This is a genomic window from Quadrisphaera sp. KR29, assembly GCF_052644995.1.
In genome coordinates, this window is sequence record NZ_JBQXXG010000017.1 from 40510 (window position 1) to 58042 (window position 17533).

Annotated in this window: 20 protein-coding genes and 4 tRNA genes; 4 read left to right on the plus strand and 20 right to left on the minus strand. The window is 76.8% G+C overall.

What is annotated here, in order from left to right; genetic code table 11:
* Positions 1-23: 23 nt before the first annotated feature.
* The 3 genes from yajC to ruvA are packed head-to-tail and all read right to left on the minus strand — an operon-like array spanning position 24 to position 2289.
* Positions 24-443 (minus strand): preprotein translocase subunit YajC, encoded by a 420-nt coding sequence (gene yajC, locus ACUN9U_RS14830; RefSeq protein ID WP_445485781.1) that lies wholly within the window; start codon positions 441-443, stop codon positions 24-26.
* Between the two features lie 11 nt (positions 444-454).
* Positions 455-1633 carry a Holliday junction branch migration DNA helicase RuvB gene (gene ruvB / locus ACUN9U_RS14835; protein WP_445485782.1) on the minus strand — a complete coding sequence of 393 codons (1179 nt, stop codon included), beginning with the start codon at positions 1631-1633 and terminating at the stop codon, positions 455-457.
* Entirely contained in the window at positions 1633-2289 is a 657-nt protein-coding gene (gene ruvA / locus ACUN9U_RS14840; RefSeq protein ID WP_445485783.1) for a Holliday junction branch migration protein RuvA, read from the minus strand. Before ruvA ends, ruvB begins: the two co-directional genes overlap by 1 nt.
* Positions 2290-2465: 176 nt before the next feature.
* On the opposite strand from ruvA, the gene ruvC reads away from it, so the two are divergent.
* The gene (gene ruvC, locus ACUN9U_RS14845) at positions 2466-3104 is read left to right on the plus strand and encodes a crossover junction endodeoxyribonuclease RuvC (RefSeq protein WP_445485784.1); all 639 of its coding nucleotides are present in this window, start codon (positions 2466-2468) and stop codon (positions 3102-3104) included.
* Between the two features lie 4 nt (positions 3105-3108).
* Here the strand turns inward: ruvC and ACUN9U_RS14850 are convergent, their stop codons facing one another.
* Together ACUN9U_RS14850 and pdxT are read right to left on the minus strand one after the other, a co-directional pair.
* Positions 3109-3855 (minus strand): YebC/PmpR family DNA-binding transcriptional regulator, encoded by a 747-nt coding sequence (locus tag ACUN9U_RS14850; protein ID WP_445485785.1) that lies wholly within the window; start codon positions 3853-3855, stop codon positions 3109-3111.
* 71 nt (positions 3856-3926) lie between these two features.
* Positions 3927-4526, minus strand: coding sequence for a pyridoxal 5'-phosphate synthase glutaminase subunit PdxT (pdxT, locus tag ACUN9U_RS14855; RefSeq protein ID WP_445485813.1), 600 nt, complete (start codon positions 4524-4526; stop codon positions 3927-3929).
* Positions 4527-4667: 141 nt separating this feature from the next.
* Here pdxT and kynU point away from each other — a divergent pair, with 141 nt between their 5' ends.
* Positions 4668-5990 carry a kynureninase gene (gene kynU, locus ACUN9U_RS14860; protein ID WP_445485786.1) on the plus strand — a complete coding sequence of 441 codons (1323 nt, stop codon included), beginning with the start codon at positions 4668-4670 and terminating at the stop codon, positions 5988-5990.
* Between the two features lie 459 nt (positions 5991-6449).
* A complete protein-coding gene (locus ACUN9U_RS14865; protein WP_445485787.1) occupies positions 6450-6695 on the plus strand; it encodes a hypothetical protein in 246 nt (81 codons plus the stop codon).
* 18 nt (positions 6696-6713) lie between these two features.
* Here the strand turns inward: ACUN9U_RS14865 and ACUN9U_RS14870 are convergent, their stop codons facing one another.
* The 12 genes from ACUN9U_RS14870 to ACUN9U_RS14925 all read right to left on the minus strand — a co-directional run bounded on the left by ACUN9U_RS14870 (position 6714) and on the right by ACUN9U_RS14925 (position 16191).
* Positions 6714-7019 (minus strand): hypothetical protein, encoded by a 306-nt coding sequence (locus tag ACUN9U_RS14870; protein WP_445485788.1) that lies wholly within the window; start codon positions 7017-7019, stop codon positions 6714-6716.
* Positions 7020-7191: 172 nt separating this feature from the next.
* A complete protein-coding gene (gene pdxS / locus ACUN9U_RS14875) occupies positions 7192-8115 on the minus strand; it encodes a pyridoxal 5'-phosphate synthase lyase subunit PdxS (protein WP_445485789.1) in 924 nt (307 codons plus the stop codon).
* Positions 8116-8221: 106 nt separating this feature from the next.
* The gene (locus ACUN9U_RS14880; RefSeq protein ID WP_445485790.1) at positions 8222-8782 is read right to left on the minus strand and encodes an NUDIX hydrolase; all 561 of its coding nucleotides are present in this window, start codon (positions 8780-8782) and stop codon (positions 8222-8224) included.
* A gap of 5 nt (positions 8783-8787) precedes the next feature.
* The gene (locus tag ACUN9U_RS14885) at positions 8788-9399 is read right to left on the minus strand and encodes a hypothetical protein (protein ID WP_445485791.1); all 612 of its coding nucleotides are present in this window, start codon (positions 9397-9399) and stop codon (positions 8788-8790) included.
* A complete protein-coding gene (locus tag ACUN9U_RS14890; RefSeq protein ID WP_445485792.1) occupies positions 9396-10625 on the minus strand; it encodes a glycosyltransferase family 4 protein in 1230 nt (409 codons plus the stop codon). Before ACUN9U_RS14890 ends, ACUN9U_RS14885 begins: the two co-directional genes overlap by 4 nt.
* Positions 10622-11566 carry a phosphatidylinositol mannoside acyltransferase gene (locus tag ACUN9U_RS14895; protein WP_445485793.1) on the minus strand — a complete coding sequence of 315 codons (945 nt, stop codon included), beginning with the start codon at positions 11564-11566 and terminating at the stop codon, positions 10622-10624. The genes ACUN9U_RS14890 and ACUN9U_RS14895 overlap by 4 nt, the downstream gene beginning before the upstream one ends.
* Positions 11553-12197, minus strand: a complete 645-nt coding sequence (gene pgsA / locus ACUN9U_RS14900) for a phosphatidylinositol phosphate synthase (RefSeq protein WP_445485794.1) — start codon at positions 12195-12197, stop codon at positions 11553-11555. The genes ACUN9U_RS14895 and pgsA overlap by 14 nt, the downstream gene beginning before the upstream one ends.
* A 61-nt stretch (positions 12198-12258) precedes the next feature.
* On the minus strand, positions 12259-12870 hold the full coding sequence (locus ACUN9U_RS14905) for an HIT family protein (RefSeq protein ID WP_445485795.1): 612 nt from the start codon (positions 12868-12870) through the stop codon (positions 12259-12261).
* A complete protein-coding gene (gene thrS / locus ACUN9U_RS14910; protein WP_445485796.1) occupies positions 12867-14873 on the minus strand; it encodes a threonine--tRNA ligase in 2007 nt (668 codons plus the stop codon). The genes ACUN9U_RS14905 and thrS overlap by 4 nt, the downstream gene beginning before the upstream one ends.
* A 10-nt stretch (positions 14874-14883) precedes the next feature.
* A complete protein-coding gene (locus ACUN9U_RS14915) occupies positions 14884-15591 on the minus strand; it encodes an MOSC N-terminal beta barrel domain-containing protein (RefSeq protein ID WP_445485797.1) in 708 nt (235 codons plus the stop codon).
* A 61-nt stretch (positions 15592-15652) separates the two neighbouring features.
* Positions 15653-15724 (minus strand) — tRNA-Val (locus ACUN9U_RS14920).
* A gap of 89 nt (positions 15725-15813) precedes the next feature.
* Positions 15814-16191, minus strand: a complete 378-nt coding sequence (locus ACUN9U_RS14925) for a PGPGW domain-containing protein (protein WP_445485798.1) — start codon at positions 16189-16191, stop codon at positions 15814-15816.
* Between the two features lie 304 nt (positions 16192-16495).
* Here ACUN9U_RS14925 and ACUN9U_RS14930 point away from each other — a divergent pair, with 304 nt between their 5' ends.
* Positions 16496-16918 carry an SsgA family sporulation/cell division regulator gene (locus ACUN9U_RS14930; RefSeq protein WP_445485799.1) on the plus strand — a complete coding sequence of 141 codons (423 nt, stop codon included), beginning with the start codon at positions 16496-16498 and terminating at the stop codon, positions 16916-16918.
* A 162-nt stretch (positions 16919-17080) separates the two neighbouring features.
* Here the strand turns inward: ACUN9U_RS14930 and ACUN9U_RS14935 are convergent.
* The 3 genes from ACUN9U_RS14935 to ACUN9U_RS14945 form a co-directional block, all read right to left on the minus strand.
* A tRNA-Val gene (locus ACUN9U_RS14935) sits at positions 17081-17155 on the minus strand.
* Between the two features lie 20 nt (positions 17156-17175).
* Positions 17176-17249 (minus strand) — tRNA-Cys (locus ACUN9U_RS14940).
* A 43-nt stretch (positions 17250-17292) separates the two neighbouring features.
* A tRNA-Gly gene (locus ACUN9U_RS14945) sits at positions 17293-17365 on the minus strand.
* Positions 17366-17533: the final 168 nt, after the last annotated feature.

Genomic DNA, 17533 nt, shown 5'->3' on the forward strand with positions numbered 1-17533 from the left:
GGCGGCGCGGGCGCCGCGCGGGATCAGCGGTCGCGGCGCTCCGGCGCCTCGGCGGAGGTGCCCGCGGCGCCGGGGGCGGTGCCACCGTCGGCCGGCGGCAGCGCCGAGGGCTCGGTGGTCGAGGTGGTGGTCGACGAGGTGCTCGTGGTGCTGAGGGTCCCCGCGCCACCGGTGGCGCCGTCGCCGGCGACGGCGGTCGTGGGCTCGACGACGCGGGCGACCGCCGCGCGGGCCCACGTCATCCTCACGCCGGGCGCCGGCTCGAGGTCGACGGTGGTGTCACCGACCTCGACGACCGTGCCGTACAGGCCCGAGGCCGTCATGACGCGCTGGCCGACGGCCAGGGAGGCCTGCAGGTCGGAGACCGCCCGCTGCTGCTTGCGTCCGCGCAGGACGAGCCAGAGCAGCAGGGCGATCGGGATGAGCAGGATCACGGCGTCCATCGGCAGCGACCCTACCTGCCGTCGCTGGGCCCATCCGGCGTTCGGCCAGAGTGCTCCGGCGAGCGGCCGCTGCCCGGCTCGCCCAACTCCAGCTGACCGGGCAGCCCGCCCGGGCGGGCCACGGGCGGCTCCAGGCCCAGGTGGCGCCACGCGGCGTCGGTGGCCACGCGCCCCCGCGGCGTGCGCCCGATCATGCCCTCGCGCACGAGGAAGGGCTCGACCACGGTCTCGACCGTCTCGGCCTCCTCACCCACGGAGACGGCCAGCGTGGACAGCCCGACGGGGCCGCCGCCGAAGGTGCGGCACAGCGCGCGCAGCACGGCCCTGTCGATGCGGTCCAGGCCGAGCGGGTCGACCTCGTAGACCTCCAGCGCGGCGCGCGCCGACGCCTCGTCGACCACGGCGGTGCCACCGCTGGCCCCGCTGCCCCTCACCAGCGACCAGTCGCGCACCCGGCGCAGCAGCCGGTTGGCGATGCGCGGCGTGCCGCGCGAGCGCCGCGCGACCTCGGCAGCCCCCTCGCTGGTCAGCGCCACCCCGAGGAGGGAGGCGGAGCGGTGCAGCACCCGCTGCAGCTCGGCAGCGGAGTAGAAGTCGAGGTGGGCGGTGAAGCCGAACCTGTCGCGCAGCGGCGCCGGCAGCAGCCCGGCCCGGGTGGTGGCGCCGACCAGGGTGAAGGGGGGCAGGTCGAGCGGGATGGCCGTCGCGCCCGGGCCCTTGCCGACGACGACGTCGACGCGGAAGTCCTCCATGGCCACGTACAGCAGCTCCTCGGCGGGGCGGGCGATGCGGTGCACCTCGTCGACGAAGAGGACGTCGCCCTCCTCCAGGGAGGTGAGCACCGCGGCGAGGTCACCGGCGTGCTGGATGGCGGGGCCCGAGGTGATGCGCAGGTTGGTGCCCAGCTCCGCCGCGATGATCATGGACAGGGTGGTCTTGCCGAGCCCGGGGGGCCCGGACAGCAGGACGTGGTCGGGCGCGCGACCGCGGGCGCGGGCTGACTCGAGCACGATCGAGAGCTGGTCGCGCACCACCTGCTGCCCCACGAAGTCCTGCAGGCGCTTGGGGCGCAGGGCGCTCTCGGCCGCGCGCTCGGTCTCGTCCGCGCCCGGCTCGACCAGGCGGACGCCGAGGGCCCCCTCGTCGGGGGCGGGTCCCTGGCCCGACAGCTCGCGCGAGGCGTCGGCCATCAGTGCCGCCCCAGGTGGCGCAGCGCCGCGCGCAGCGTGCCGGCCAGGTCACCGGCGTCCTCGGCGCCTCCCCCGGCGCCCGGGCCGTCGGCCGCGGGGGCGGTCACGGCGGCGACCGCGTCCTCGGCCTGCTTGGCGCTGAAGCCGAAGCCGACCAGGGCCTCGACCACCGGGGAGGGCGCCGGCCTGGCGGCTGCCGGGGCCGGGGCGGCGGCCGCGCCGCGGCCGGGGCGCGGAGCGGGCACCTCGCCGCTGGGCGCGCCGATGCGGTCGGCCAGGTCGAGCACCATCCGCTGCGCGCCCTTCTGCCCGATGCCGGGCACGCGCTTGAGGGCCACGAGGTCCTCCGCCGCCACGGCGACGCGCAGCTCCTCCGGGGAGTGCACGGCCAGCACGGCCAGCGCCAGGCGGGGCCCCACGCCGGTCACCGACTGCAGGACCTCGAAGACCTCCCGCTCGTCGGCCTCGGCGAAGCCGAACAGCGTCAGGGAGTCCTCCCGGACGACGAGGCTGGTGTGCAGCAGGGCCTCCGCGCCGCGGCGCAGGTCGGCGAGGGTGCGGGGGGTGGTGTGCACGAGCATGCCGACCCCCCCGACCTCCACGACCACGCCGTCCAGGCGCAGGGACAGCACCGTGCCGCGCACCGACGCGATCACGACTGGGCCACCGAGGACGTCACCGGTGCAGCCTCGCACGCACCACCGACAGGGCTCCGGGACCCACCGGTCGCGGCCGGCCCGGCCGCGGGCGCGTCGTGAGCGCACCCCACGGTCCGTGACACGGCGTCATCGACCGTCACCCGGACGGGCGTGCGGCGTGCGAGGCTGGTCGCGTGCGCGTCATGGGGGTCGACCCGGGCCTCACCCGCTGCGGGTGGGGCGTGGTCGACGGGCTGCCCGGGCGCCGCGCGAAGCTGGTGGCCGTGGGCGTGGTGCGCACCGAGCCCGAGCTGCCGCTGGCGCAGCGGCTGCTGCAGGTCGCGGACGGGCTGACCGCCGTCCTGCGGGAGTGCCTGCCGGACGCGGTGGCCGTGGAGCGGGTCTTCGCCCGCAACGACGTCTCGACGATCATGGGGACGGCGCAGGCCAGCGGCATCGCCATGATGCTGGCGGCCCAGCACGGCCTCCCGGTGGCCACCCACACGCCGAGCGAGGTCAAGGCCGCCGTCACGGGCAACGGCCGCGCCGACAAGGCGCAGGTCACGCTGATGGTCACGCGGATCCTCGGGCTCGCGCAGGCCCCCAGGCCGGCCGACGCCGCGGACGGGCTGGCGCTGGCGGTCTGCCACCTGTGGCGCGGGGGCCCGACGGCCCTGGCCGCCGGCCAGGACACCGCCTACCACGCCGACCCGCTGGCCTCCGTGGCCGGCTCGGCCGGGGCCCCGACGGCCGCGCAGACGGCGTGGGCCCGCGCCGCCGCAGCGGCACGGGCCCAGCCGAAGGAGTGGAAGGTCCCCGCGAAGACGCGGTGACGCCTCAGGCGTCCTCGAGGACGCCGTCCGGCACGTCGAGGTTGGCGTAGACGTTCTGCACGTCGTCGAGGTCGTCGAGCGCGTCGATGAGCTTGAGCACCGAGCGGGCCTGGTCGCCGTCGAGCGGCACCTGCATCGAGGGCACGAACTGCGCCTCTGCGGAGTCGTACTCGATGCCGGCCTCCTGCAGCGCGGTGCGCACGGCCACGAGGTCGGTCGCTTCGGAGACCACCTCGAAGGAGTCGCCCACGCGGTTGACCTCCTCGGCGCCGGCGTCCAGGACGGCGCCGAGCACCTCGTCCTCGTCGTGGCCCTCGGCGGGGACCTCCACGACGCCCTTGCGGGAGAACAGGTAGGCCACGCTGCCCGGGTCGGCCATGGTGCCGCCGTTGCGGGTGAACGCCACGCGCACGTCGGAGGCCGCGCGGTTGCGGTTGTCCGTCAGGCACTCGACCAGCACGGCCACGCCGTGGGCGGCGTACCCCTCGTACATGATCGTCTGGTAGTCGGCCCCGCCGGTCTCCTGGCCGGAACCGCGCTTGACCGCCCTGTCGATGTTGTCGTTGGGCACCGAGTTCTTCTTCGCCTTCTGGATGGCGTCGTAGAGCGTCGGGTTGCCGGCCGGGTCGCCGCCGCCGGTGCGGGCCGCGACCTCGATGTTCTTGATGAGCTTGGCGAAGGCCGAGCTGCGCTTGGCGTCCTTGACGGCCTTCTGGTGCTTGGTGGTCGCCCACTTGGAGTGGCCCGACATCGCACACCTCCTCGGGGCTCGCTGGTCAGGTCAGGTCAGCCGCCCATCCTACCGAGCGCCCGCACCCGCGCTCACTGCCGAGCGGCCTCCTGGACCATCCGCACGAACAGGGCGTGCACGCGGTGGTCACCGGTGATCTCGGGGTGGAAGGAGGTCGCGAGCAGGCGCCCGGACCTCACGGCGACCACCCTGTCGCCCGTCCCGGCGGTGCGGGTGCGCGCCAGCACCTCCACGCCGGGCCCCACCTGCTCCACCCAGGGAGCGCGGATGAAGGCCGCGCGCACCGGGCCGCCCTCGACCCCGGTGACGTCGAGGTCCTCCTCGAAGGACTCCACCTGCCGCCCGAACGCGTTGCGCCGGACCAGCACGTCCAGCCCGCCGAAGGTCTGCTGGCCCTCGATGCCGTCGACCAGGCGGTCGGCCAGCATGATCAGCCCCGCGCACGAGCCGTAGGCGGGCATCCCGGCGGCGATGCGCTCGCGCAGCAGGTCGTGCAGCTCGAAGCGGCGCGCCAGCTTGTCGATGGTGGTCGACTCCCCGCCAGGCAGCACCAGCGCGTCGACGGCGCGCAGCTCGCTGGGCCGCCGCACCGGCACGGCCCGCGCCCCGACGGCCTCCAGCGCCCTGGCGTGCTCGCGCACGTCTCCCTGCAGCGCCAGCACCCCGACCAGCGGCTGGTCCCCCGCGGCCGTGCCACCCGCCGGCGCGGTGGCGGAGGAGGTGCTCGGGGCGGCGGGGCGGGCGCTCCCCTGGTCGGGGGCGGCGGGGGCGGTGCTCACCCCTCCATGGTCCCAGCCCGGCAGGATGGGGCGGTGACCGCTGCAGCCGCCCCGACCACGGCGCGGGCCCGCCCCGCTCCGCCGGCCGACCTCGCCCGCCGCGCCGCCGAGCTCGAGGCCGCCGACGCCCTGGGCGACCTGCGCGGCAGGTTCGACCTGCCGGACGACGGCTCGGTCTACCTCGTCGGCAACAGCCTGGGGGCGCTGCCCCGCGCGGTGGCCCCCGCCGTCGCCGACGCCGTGCAGCGCCAGTGGGGGCGCTCGCGGGTGGGCGCCTGGAACACCGAGGGTTGGTGGACCGCTCCGCAGCGCGTGGGTGACCGCATCGGCGCGCTCCTGGGGGCGGCCCCCGGCCAGGTGGTGGTCGGTGACTGCACCAGCGTGCAGCTGCACAAGGTCCACCTGGCCGCGGCCGCCGAGGCGCGGCGGCGCGGCGGCCCCGACGGCGGTGACCGGAGCGGGGGCCGGCGGGTCGTCGTCGCCGACCCGGGCTCCTTCCCCACCGACCTCTACGTGCTCGCCTCCGACGCCCGCCTCGCGGGGCTGGAGGTCGTGCTGGCACCGCCGCAGCAGGTGCCGGCCGTGCTCGCCGCGCGGGGCGAGGAGGTCGCCCTGGTCGCCCTCAGCCAGGTCGACTACCGCACCGGGGAGCTGTGGGACCTGCCCGGCCTGACCCGCGCCGCCCACGACGCCGGCGCGCTGGTGCTGTGGGACCTGTGCCACTCCGCCGGGGTGGTGCCCGCCGGCCTCGACGAGCACGACGTCGACTACGCCGTCGGGTGCAGCTACAAGTTCCTCAACGGCGGCCCGGGCGCCCCGGCGTGGGTCTACGTGCCCCACCGCCTGCAGGCCGGCTTCGCCAACCCCGTGCCGGGCTGGAACTCGGCGGCGCGGCCCTTCGCGATGACCGGGGACTTCTCCCCCGCCGCCGACGTCGCCGTCGCGCGGACGGGGACCCCGCAGGTGATCAGCCTGCTCGCCCTGGAGGCGGCCCTGACCGCCTTCGACGGCGTCGACGTCAGCGCGGTGCGCGCCAGGTCGCTGTCGCTGACCGGCTTCGCCCTGGAGGCGCTCGACGCCCTCGTGCCCGAGGTCGAGGTCGTGACCCCCCGTGAGCCCGACCGGCGCGGCAGCGCGCTGGCGCTGCGGCACCCGAGGGCCTGGGGCCTGGCGCGGGCGCTGCACGCCCGCGGCGTCGAGGGCGACTTCCGCGCGCCCGACGTCGTGCGCTGGGGCGTGGCCCCGCTGTACCTCACCCACGCCGACGTGCTGGCCGCCGTCGTCGCGCTGCGGGCGGTGCTGGACGCCGGGGAGCACGAGGCGGCCGAGCGCTCCGAGCGGCCGACCGTCACGTGAGCGAGCCGGCCTGGCTCCCCCCGGAGGAGGAGCCGTGGGCGCTCTCGCTGGTGGTCCGGGTCGAGCGGGACGCGCCGCCCGCGCACACCGACGTGCTCGTGGCCGCCGCTCGCGCCGTCGTCGCCCTGCTGGTCGACGAGCGCACCACCGCGCCCGAGGGCGCCTTCCACGACGCGGTGGCCCGCTGGCGCGGCCAGCGGATCCGCAAGATCGGGCGCCGCGCCCGCGGGTCCCGCTGGGAGCGGACGGCGGAGCTCGAGCACGTCGAGGCCCGCGCGGGCTCCGGTCCGGGGGTGGCGCGGGTGCGGGCCTTCGCGCCGCACCCGCGCGACGCCGCCCCGAAGGTGCTCCGGGACCTGCAGGTCGGCGGCCTGGAGCTCACCGACCCCGACGCCCCCGAGCGTGATCGCGGAGAGGTCGGGCCGGTGCTGACCGTCCGGCTGGCCCCGGGGGGTGCCGATGAGCACCGGCAAGGCGGTCGCGCAGGTCGGGCACGCGGCGCAGCTCGCCCTCGAGCGCCTCGACCGGGCCACGGTCGCTGCGTGGCTGGCCGGTGCGGAGCCGGACGTGGCGACCGGCCTCGCCGTCGCCGTCGTCCGCGGCGCGCCGGTGCTGCCGCCGTCGCGGCGGGTGGACGTCCGCGACGCCGGCTACACCGAGGTGGCTCCCGGCACCGTCACCGTGAGCGCCGGCTTCGAGGGCTGAGCGAGCGGCCGGCGGACATCAGGAGCCCTGCCTGGCGTCGGGGCCGGGCGGGCTCCACCGGCGGGCCTCGCGGGGCTCGCGCCGCCGCGTCGCCGCCCGGCAGCGCGGGCAGACCCGCTTGACGTGCTCACCGGTCCGCGCGGACAGCAGGTCCTCCCAGGACACGTGCGGGAAGCGCTCCAGCTGCGAGCGGGACAGGGCCAGGCCGCAGACCGTCTGGTTGGTGCCGGGCTCCCAGGCGTGGGCCTCCCCGCCAGGCGCGCGCACGCCGTCGGCGTCCGTCCACCGGCTGGAGGCGGCCACTGCGGCTGCTCGTGCGCGCACGGCGGTCCCCTACCCCGCAGCGCGCGCGCCACCCGCCGGCGCGGACGGGTCGCCCGCGCTCGCAGGCGCGCAGCAGGACGGGACCGGCCCGGACGACGACGGCCGGCGTCCCCTCGCGGGGACGCCGGCCGTCGTCGTGCCGCTCGCCGCAGCCGGTGCGGGGAGCCTCAGGTCACCAGCCGCGCTGCGCCAGGCGGTGCGGCTCGGGGATCGCCTCGACGTTGAGGCCCACCATGGCCTCGCCGAGGCCGCGGGAGACCTTGGCGATGACGTCCGGGTCGTCGTGGAAGGTGGTGGCCTGCACGATCGCCTCGGCGCGCTGCTGCGGGTTGCCCGACTTGAAGATGCCCGAGCCCACGAAGACGCCGTCGGCGCCCAGCTGCATCATCATCGCGGCGTCGGCCGGGGTGGCGATCCCGCCGGCGGTGAAGAGCACCACGGGCAGGCGCCCGGCCCGGGCGACCTCGACGACGAGGTCGTACGGGGCCTGCAGCTCCTTGGCGGCCACGTAGAGCTCGTCCGTGCTCAGCGAGGTGAGCCGGAGGATCTCGGCGCGGATGGTGCGCATGTGCGTGGTGGCGTTGGAGACGTCACCGGTGCCGGCCTCGCCCTTGGAGCGGATCATGGCCGCTCCCTCGGTGATCCGCCGCAGGGCCTCGCCGAGGTTGGTGGCGCCGCAGACGAAGGGCACCGTGAACTGCCACTTGTCGATGTGGTGGGTGTAGTCGGCGGGGGTGAGCACCTCGGACTCGTCGACGTAGTCGACGCCCAGGCTCTGCAGCACCTGTGCCTCGACGAAGTGGCCGATGCGGGCCTTGGCCATGACGGGGATGGAGATCTCGGCCTGGATGGCGTCGATGAGGTCGGGGTCGCTCATGCGCGCCACGCCGCCCTGCGCGCGGATGTCCGCGGGCACCCGCTCCAGGGCCATGACGGCCACGGCGCCGGCGTCCTCGGCGATGCGCGCCTGCTCGGCGGTGACGACGTCCATGATCACACCGCCCTTGAGCATCTCGGCCATGCCCCGCTTCACGCGGGAGGTGCCGACCTGGGGCGCGTCGCTGCTGACGGGGGTCGAGGAGGAGGACTCGGACATGGGCCCATGGTACGGCGGCGCGTCGGGCGCGACGCACCGCCGCCCGCCCGCCCGGACGGCCACCAGCGGCCCCTGACCTGCGGCGCAGCGGCCCGCGCGGCGCTGGTCAGTCACCGATGTGGCGCAGCGCACCGTCCCAGCCGCCCAGCAGCTCCCCCACCAGGGCGACCAGGTCGCGGGGGTACACGGTGGCGCCGGCCGCCTGCGCGGCGGCGAGCTCCGGCAGGCCCCACCAGCGCAGCTCGTCCAGGACGTCGCCCTCCAGGGCGGTCCACCCGCTGGTGGAGACCCCGCGCGCCCGCGCGCCGGGCACCACGGCGAGGTAGAACAGCTCGTCCTGGCGGCAGGTGCGCGCCAGGAAGTCGAAGACGGCGCTGCGCTCGCCCACGGGCCCCACCAGCTCCCTGGCCGGCACGTCCAGCCCGGTCTCCTCCCGCAGCTCGCGCGCTGCGGCCTCCCGCGGGTCCTCCGCCGGGCCGATCCCCCCGCCCACGGTGAACCACCAGGAGCGCTCGGGCTGGTCGGCGTCGTGGCCGCGCACGAGCAGCAGCCGGGGCTCCTCGCCGGCGCCGCCGCCCGGGTCGACGAGCAGCACCCGGGCGCCCCGGCGGAACCACAGGCCGTCCGCGCCCAGCACCCACTCGTCGGGCTCAGCGGGCTCTGCCACGCGCGTCAGCCTGTCAGCCGCTGCGCCGGGCCGGCCTGCCGGGGAGGTCCCGGCGGGCGGCGCGGCGCGAGGACGGGCGGCTCGTCGTCGACGTCGAAGGTGCGCGGCAGCGGTGCCCGGCCGGCCAGGTGCGCCCACCGCTCCACCCGCCGGCCGCGGGTGCGCCGCGCGGCCACCACCGCGTCGTTGGCGAAGCGCCGCGCCAGCACCACCCGCTCGCAGGCGGTGGCCAGGTCGGCCAGCAGCTCCTCGACCACGGCCTCGCGCCGGTCGTGCAGCACCTGCACCGCCCCCGGGGTCAGCACGGCGCGCAGCGCGCGCGTGAGGTCGGACTCCACCACCTCGCGCTCCAGCTCCTCCAGCGGGGCCGTGGCCTCGGCGGCCGCCGAGGCCAGCAGCAGCGCGCTGGCCGGGTCGAGCGCGCCGCTGGCGGCCAGCGCCTCCGCGGCGGCGGCCCGCCGCAGCAGCGCCGCGTCCAGGGCGGCGCGCGTGGTCTCCACCCGCACGTGCATGCGGTCCAGGCGCGCCGCCCTCGCCGTCAGCCACCAGGCCAGGCCCCCCAGGACGACGACGGCGGCGAGCACCGCGGCCAGCACGAGCACCGCCTGCTCGCTCACGGCGACACCTCACCCGCGGCTGCTCCGCGCCACTGGGAGAGGAGCCTGGCGGCGGCGGGGTCGTCGCCGGGCCCGCCCAGCGCGGCGGTCGCGCCGGGGACGCCGCTGAGCACGGTCTCGTACACGGTGAGCACCCGGTGGGCCACGACCGACCAGTCGTAGCGGCGCACGGCCGCCGAGGCCGCGGCCGCCAGGGCGCGGCGCCGCCCGGCGTCGCCGAGCAGCGCCGAGGCCGCGGCGGCCAGGGCCTCGGGGTCGTCCACCGGCACGAGCTCGCCCAGGGCGCCGCCGTCGAGCACGCGGCGGAAGGCCGGCAGCGCGCTGGCCAGCACGGGGGTGCCGGCGCTCATGGCCTCCACCAGCACGATGCCGAAGCTCTCCCCCGCCGTCTGGGGCGCCACGTACAGGTCCGCCGAGGCCAGCAGCGAGGCCTTGTCGGCCTCGGACACCGGTCCGAGCAGCTCCAGCGCCCCGGCGTGCTCGCCCGCCAGCTCACGGGCCGCGCGGGGGTCGCCGCGCCCGGCCACGAGCACCCGCAGGCCGGGGTGGGCCGCGCGCAGCCCCGGCAGCGCCCGGGCGAGCACCCCGAAGCCCTTGCGGGGCTCCTCGAAGCGCCCCAGGAACACCAGCACGGGCGCCCCCGGGCGCCCGCGCCACCGCTCGCGCACGGGCGCCGCGGCGTACCGGTCCACGTGCACGCCGTTGGGCACGACCACGGCGTCGCCGCCCAGGTGCTCAACCACGCGGCGGCGCGCGTCCTCGCTGACGGCGATGCGGGCGGAGAGCTTCTCCAGCCCGGGGCGCACCAGCGGCAGCGCCGCCTGCAGGGCCCGCGAGCGCAGGGAGGCGGTGTGGAAGGTGGCCACCAGCGGCGCCTCGGCGGTGAGCATGGCGATCAGGGCGATGCTCGGGGTGACGGGCTCGTGCAGGTGCACGACGTCGAAGCGGCCCTCCGCCAGCCAGCGGCGCACCCGCAGCCCGACGACGGGCCCGAAGCTCACGCGGGCCACCGAGCCGTTGTAGGAGACCGGGACGGCTCCGCCGGCGGAGACCAGCCACGGCGGCGTCGCCGGGGTGGGCCCGCCGGCCGGGTCGGGTGCGGAGACCGGGGCGAGCACGGAGACCTCGTGGCCGTGGCCGAGCAGGACCTCGGCGAGGTCGGCGACGTGGGCCTGCACGCCCCCGGGGACGTCGAAGGAGTAGGGGCAGACCAGCCCGACCCTCACGGCGCCGCCTCCGTGAAGACGCGCTGCAGCACGTGCCAGTCGGCCGGGTGCTCCCTGACGGCGGCGCCGAGCACGTCCACGCACGCCTGCGTCATGGCCGCGGTCTGGGCGCGCCGGTCGGGCCGCTGGCCCTCAGCGGCCGGGGGCGGCGCCGGCACCCGCGGGTGGACGACGGCGACGGCGGTCCAGGAGCGCCAGCGGCTGCGCCGCCCGGGGCCCGGCTCGTAGTGGACCGAGACGGGGAACAGCGGCGCACCGGTGGTCAGCGCCAGCGCCGCGGGGCCGGCGGCGGCCCGGGAGGGGTGGCCGAGCAGCTGCACCGGGACCCCGCTGCCGGACAGGTCCCGGTCGGCCAGCAGCGGCACGAAGGCGCCGCCGCGCAGGGAGCGGACCAGCGAGGCGAAGCTCGCGCCGCCACCGCCGCGCTCCACGGCCAGCACGCTCAGGCCGAGCCGCTCGCGCAGGGCCACGAAGGCCTCGAAGACCTCGGCGGGCTCCAGGCGCTCGGCGACGGTGACCACCGGGGAGCTCCAGGTGCTCGCGGCCCAGGCGCCGACCTGGTCCCAGGAGCCGCTGTGCCCGAGGAAGGCCACGGCCCCCCGGCCGGCCTCCAGCGAGGCGACCAGCTCGGCCAGGCCCGGGCCCTCCACGCGGGTGCGCTCGCGCAGCTGCCGCGGGGTCCAGGTGTGCAGGCGGAAGGCGTCGGCCCAGTAGCGGGCGTAGGAGCGCATCGCCTCGGCCACCAGCCGGCGCAGGGCGGGGCCGGAGGCGCCGGTGGCCCGGGCGAGGTTGCCCTCCAGGCGGCGCACGCCCGCCCCGCGGCGGCGGGCGGTGAGGTCGGCGCCCAGCGAGGCCGCGGCGCGCACGAGCCCCTCGGGCAGCCGCGGGACGACGGCGAAGGCCGCCCGGTACCCCAGGGCCGAGGGGTCAGGAGCGGGCACGGGCCGGCTCGTCACCCAGCAGCAGCTGGCGGCGGACCAGGGCCAGGCGCTGCCCGACGGTCACGCCGCTGGCCACCGCGAGCAGCCCCAGCACCACGACGAGCACCGCGTGCGGCAGGCCGAGCCCGACCAGGGCGGTGACGACGAGCGTGACCACCAGGCGCTCGCTGCGCTCGGCGACGCCGACGTCGGCGCGCGCGCCGGCGGCCTCGGCGCGGGCCCGGGCGTAGGAGACCACGAAGCCGAGGGCGAGGTTGGCCAGCGCGAGCACGGCCAGCCCGCGCGCCCAGGTGGTGCCGGCGCCGGCGCCGGTGGCGTAGAGCACCAGGCCGCCGAAGACGGCGGCGTCGCCGAACCTGTCCAGGGTGGAGTCGAGGAAGCCGCCCCAGGCGCTGGTGCGCCCCGACATCCGCGCCATCGTGCCGTCGACGGCGTCGGAGAAGACGAAGCAGGTGATGGCGATCGTGCCCCAGAACAGCTGGCCCTGCGGGTAGGCCACCAGCGCGCTGAGCACCACCCCGAGCGTGCCGACCACCGTGACGGCGTCGGGGCTGACGCCGCGGCGCAGCAGGAAGGCGGCCAGCGGCGTCAGGACGCGCGCCAGCCAGGCCCGGGCGTAGCGGTTGAGCATCTCGCCAGCAGGCTAGCGGGCGGGGCGGCCCGGCCGGGGGCTCACGCCCCCGGCGGTGGTCTCAGCGCGGAGCCGGCGGGCTCGTCAGCCCCGGCTCGCCCGCGCTCGTCCAGGCCGCGGCGAGCTTGGCGCGGGTGTCGGCGAGCAGCTCCGGCAGGGCCTTGGTGCGCCCGACGACCGGCAGGAAGTTCGCGTCGCCGGTCCACCGCGGCACCACGTGCTGGTGCAGGTGCGCCGCGATGCCCGCTCCCCCGGCCTCGCCCTGGTTGACCCCGATGTTGAAGCCCGAGGGGCTGCTGGCGCGCGAGAGCACCCTCAGGGCGCTCTGCGTGAGGGTCGCGACCTCGGCGGTCTCCTCCGGCGTGAGGTCGACGTAGCCGGCCACGTGCCGGTAGGGGCAGACCATGAGGTGCCCGGGGTTGTACGGGTAGAGGTTGAGCACCACGAAGCACAGCTCGCCGCGGGCGACCACGAGCGCGTCGTCGTCGTCCAGCGAGGGCGCGCGGCAGAACGGGCAGCCGCTGCCGGCGGCCGCGCTGGGCGGCTTGTTCTCCCCGCCGATGTAGGCCATGCGGTGGGGGGTCCACAGGCGCTCGAAGCCGTCGGCCTCGCGAGCGAAGCCGGCCGGGTCCTCCGCGCCGTCCGGCAGGTCGCCGGGGACGGGCTCGCTCACACCTGGACCCGGGAGCGCACGGCCTCGACGATGCGCTCGACGGCCTCCGCGACCGGCACGGCGTTGTCCTGGCGCCCGTCGCGGTAGCGGAAGGAGACCGCACCGACCTCGACGTCGTCGCCGCCCGCGATGAGCACGAACGGCACCTTGGCCTTGGAGTGGGTGCGGATCTTCTTCTGCATGCGGTCGTCGCTGTCGTCCACCTCGGCGCGGATCCCCTGCGCCCTCAGCTGGGCGACGACGTCGTGCAGGTGCGGGGCGAAGTCCTCCGCGACCGGCACGCCGACCACCTGCACGGGCGCCAGCCACGGGGGGAAGGCGCCGGCGTAGTGCTCGACGAGCACGCCGAAGAACCGCTCCAGCGACCCGAACTTCGCCGAGTGGATCATCACGGGCTGCTGGTGGGAGCCGTCGGCAGCGGTGTACTGCAGGCCGAAGCGGGCCGGCTGGTTGAAGTCGTACTGGATGGTCGACATCTGCCAGGTGCGGCCGATGGCGTCGCGGGCCTGCACGGAGATCTTCGGGCCGTAGAAGGCGGCGCCGCCCGGGTCGGGCACGAGCTCCAGCCCGGTGCGCTCCGCGCACCCGCGCAGCACCTCGGTGGCCTGCTCCCACTCCTCGTCAGAGCCGATGAACTTGTCACCGGTGCCGCGGGTGGACAGCTCCAGGTAGTAGTCGTCCAGGCCGAAGTCGCGCAGCAGCCCCAGCACGAAGCCCAGCAGCTTCTCCACCTCCGCGGGCGCCTGCTCGGGGGTGCAGTAGCTGTGGGAGTCGTCCTGCGTCAGGCCGCGCACGCGGGTCAGGCCGTGCACCACGCCGGACTTCTCGTAGCGGTACACCGACCCGAACTCGAAGAAGCGCAGCGGCAGCTCGCGGTAGGACCGCCCGCGCGCGGAGAAGATCAGGTTGTGCATCGGGCAGTTCATGGCCTTGAGGTAGTACTGCGCGTTCTCGAGCTCCATCGGCGGGAACATCGTGTCCGCGTAGTACGGCAGGTGGCCCGAGGTCTCGAAGAGGTGCTGCTTGGAGATGTGGGGCGTGCCGACGTAGTCGAAGCCCTCCTCCACGTGCCGGCGGCGGACGTAGTCCTCCATCTCCCGCTTGATGACGCCGCCGCGGGGGTGGAACACCGCCAGGCCGGAGCCGATCTCGTCGGGGAAGGAGAACAGGTCCAGCTCGGCGCCCAGGCGGCGGTGGTCGCGCCGCTCGGCCTCGGCGAGGCGCTCCAGGTGGGCGCGCAGCTCGTCCTTGGTCGGCCAGGCGGTGCCGTAGACGCGCTGCAGCTGGGTGTTGGCCTGGTCGCCGCGCCAGTAGGCGGCGGCGGTGCGGGTGAGCTGCCAGCCGTTGGCCAGCAGGCGGGTGCTCGGCACGTGAGGGCCGCGGCACAGGTCCTTCCAGGCGACCTCGCCGCCGCGGCGGACGTTGTCGTAGATGGTGAGCTCTCCGGCGCCGACCTCGACGGAGGCGCCCTCGGCCACCTCGTCACCGGCCTCGGGGCTGCCGGTGCCGCCCTTGAGGCCGATGAGCTCGAGCTTGTAGGGCTCGGCGGCCAGCTCGGCGCGGGCCTCGGCGTCGGTGACCACGCGCCGGCGGAAGGTCTGGCCCTCCTTGACGATGCGCTGCATCTCCTTCTCGAGGGCCTTGAGGTTCTCGGGGGTGAACGGCACCTCGACGTCGAAGTCGTAGTAGAAGCCGTCGCGCACGGGCGGGCCGATGCCGAGCTTGGACTGCGGGTGCAGCGACTGCACCGCCTGCGCGAGCACGTGGGCGGTGGAGTGGCGCAGCACGTCGAGCCCGTCGGGGCTGCCCACCTCGACCGCCTCGACGACGTCGCCGTCGGCCAGCTCGGTGCTCAGGTCCCGCAGCTCGGCCCCCGACCCGCTGTCGATGCGCGCCACGACGACGTCGCGGCGCCCCTCGTACAGCTCGGCGGCCGTGGTGCCCGTCGCGACCTCGCGCTCGGCACCGTCGACCACCACGCGCAGGACACCAGGCTCAGGCACGGCCAGGACTCTACGGCGCAGGCGGTCCCGGCCGACGGGCAGGACCGGAGGGGTCGAGCAGGACGACGGCGTCCCCGAGCCGCACCTCGCCGGGCTCCAGCACCGCCGCGTACACCCCCAGGCAGCGCCGGGGGGTGCGGGTGACCTCCAGCAGCGGGCCGGTGGCCCCCAGCCGCAGGAGCCGCCCGGTCCAGCCGCGCTCGTCCCCGGGCCGGGCGCGCGCCGGGTCGAGCCGGACGACGACGTTGGCGCGCTCCCCCGGGTCGCAGCCCGCGGGGGCGTCGGGGGCGCTGGCGGCGCCGGCGGAGACGAGGTGGACCGCCGCGCCGTCGCGGTGGGCCGCTCCGCCCTCGGCGAGGTGGTCCAGCAGGCGGGCGCCCGGCCCCGCCAGCTGCGCCGGCCAGCCGTCGGCCAGGGGCGCCCCGGGGCTCGCGCCCCCGGCGGGCGCCGACGGGCGCACGCGCAGCGCGCCGCCGCCCCCGCCGCCGACCCCGCCGTCGTCCTCGTCGACCCAGGCCGCGAGGCCGGCGAGCTGCGGCAGGGCGCGCGCGGTCAGAGGCGCGCCGGCGCCGTCAACCAGCTGCCAGCGCCTGTCGTGGCGCAGCCCCGCGGACTCGACCCGCACCGCGCCCGGCAGCTCACCGCCGGCGGAGCGCAGCGGGAAGCGCCGCAGCAGGGCGACCACGCCGACCGGGGTGCCGGTGGCTGCAGGACCCACGGACGACCTCCCAGGACGCAGCGACGGGCCGCCCCTGGTCGGGACGGCCCGTCGGACCCGGTGGGCGATACTGGGATCGAACCAGTGACCTCCTCGGTGTGAACGAGGCGCTCTACCGCTGAGCCAATCGCCCGGGTGCGGAGAACACACTACAGGGCGCCGGCCGCCGGCCCGTCACGGGCCCGCCCCCGGGGCGCCACCGGGCCGCCACCCGGGGGACGGTCAGCGCTCGACGCCGGGCAGGCGGTCCAGCAGCGCCACGGCCGCCGCGGGCAGCACCTCGGGCGGCCCGACGACCACGAGGAAGAGCCACGCACCGCCCAGCGCCGCAGCGAGGGCCGCGCCCGACCCGGTCAGGCGCAGCCACAGGGGCTGGCGCGCGGCCCACCTCGTGAACCGGTGGACGGTCAGGCGCGCCCGCTTGAGCAGGCGGTGCGCCCAGACGAACTCGCTGGCCAGCACGGCCAGCCCCGCCAGGACCAGCGGAATGCCCCCCGGCCCCGGGAGCCAGCCCGTGGCCGCGCCGAGCAGGATGAGGAAGACGCCCACGAAGGCCACCACGGCGCGGTAGACGCGGTGCTTCTTCGGGTCGGCGCGCACCCGCGCGCGCCACTCCCAGCGGTCGCGCCGCTCGCGCCGCGTGGCTCCGGCACCTCCGCGCGACGAGCCGGTGCGCCCGCGACCTGCGGCGGGAGGGCCTGACAGGGGCTGCGGTGAGGGGGCCGGGGCGTCGTCGGGTGCGGGAGGTACCGGCGGCGCAGGCTGCACCCGCCTAGGGTACGTCTCGTACGACACGCCGCCCGGGGGTGTTTGACCCGTCCGGGACGGGGGAACATCGAGGGTGCACGGCCCCGCAGGGCCGGGCACCGCCGGCTCCGGCCGCCGCTCACCGGGGAGGACCACCGTGCCCAAGGGCTCAGCTCACGTCGACGCCGAGGTCGAGCTGCGCCTCGTCGTCCCCGAGTCGGGCAAGGTGCCGGTCTCCGTGGAGTTCGGCTACGGCCTGCACGACCCCTTCGCCGTCACCGCGTCCTTCCGCGGCGACGGCGGCTCCATCGAGTGGGTCTTCGCCCGCGACCTCCTGCGCGAGGGCCTGCGCCGCCCCACCGGTGAGGGCGACGTGCAGGTGTGGCCCGGGGAGGTCGACGGCCAAGAGGTCGTGCTGGTGTCCCTGAGCAGCCCCGACGGGCACGCCGTGCTGGAGGCTGACGCCTCCGACCTGCGCGACTTCCTCGACCGCACCCACGCCCTCGTGCCCCCCGGGGCCGAGAGCCGCCACGTCCACGTCGACGACGAGCTCGCCGAGCTCCTGGGCCGCGCCGTGTAGCTCGAGACCCAGCTCCCGCTCGGACGGAGGAGGGCGCCACCCCGGTGACGGGGCGGCGCCCTCCTCGCGTCCGCCCACCGCGGACCTGCGCCGTGCCGCCGGCGGGCTGCAGCCGGCCGGGGACACGAAGACCCCGGCCGCAGTGCGGTCCGGGGTCTGAGGTGGTGGGCGATACTGGGTTCGAACCAGTGACCTCTTCCGTGTCAAGGAAGCGCGCTACCACTGCGCCAATCGCCCGCGCGACACCGAGGTGACGCTGGAGGTGGAGACGGGATTCGAACCCGTGTACACGGCTTTGCAGGCCGTTGCCTCGCCTCTCGGCCACTCCACCGAGGGGCATCCGAGTCCGAGCGACCCTCGAGCGGTGCCCTCCGAGCGGACGACGGGATTCGAACCCGCGACCCTCACCTTGGCAAGGTGATGCTCTACCAACTGAGCCACGTCCGCGTACCGACCTCGCGGCCGGACGAGAAGAACAGTACTTCACGCCCCGCCCCGGCGTCGAACCACCCCCCTGCGGCGCGCGCCGGCCCCGCCACCGCGCGGCCTCCTGCGGGCCACCGGCGTGCCACCCCCCGGACTCCCGCGAGGCGCCGCGCTCCGCACTCGGCCAGG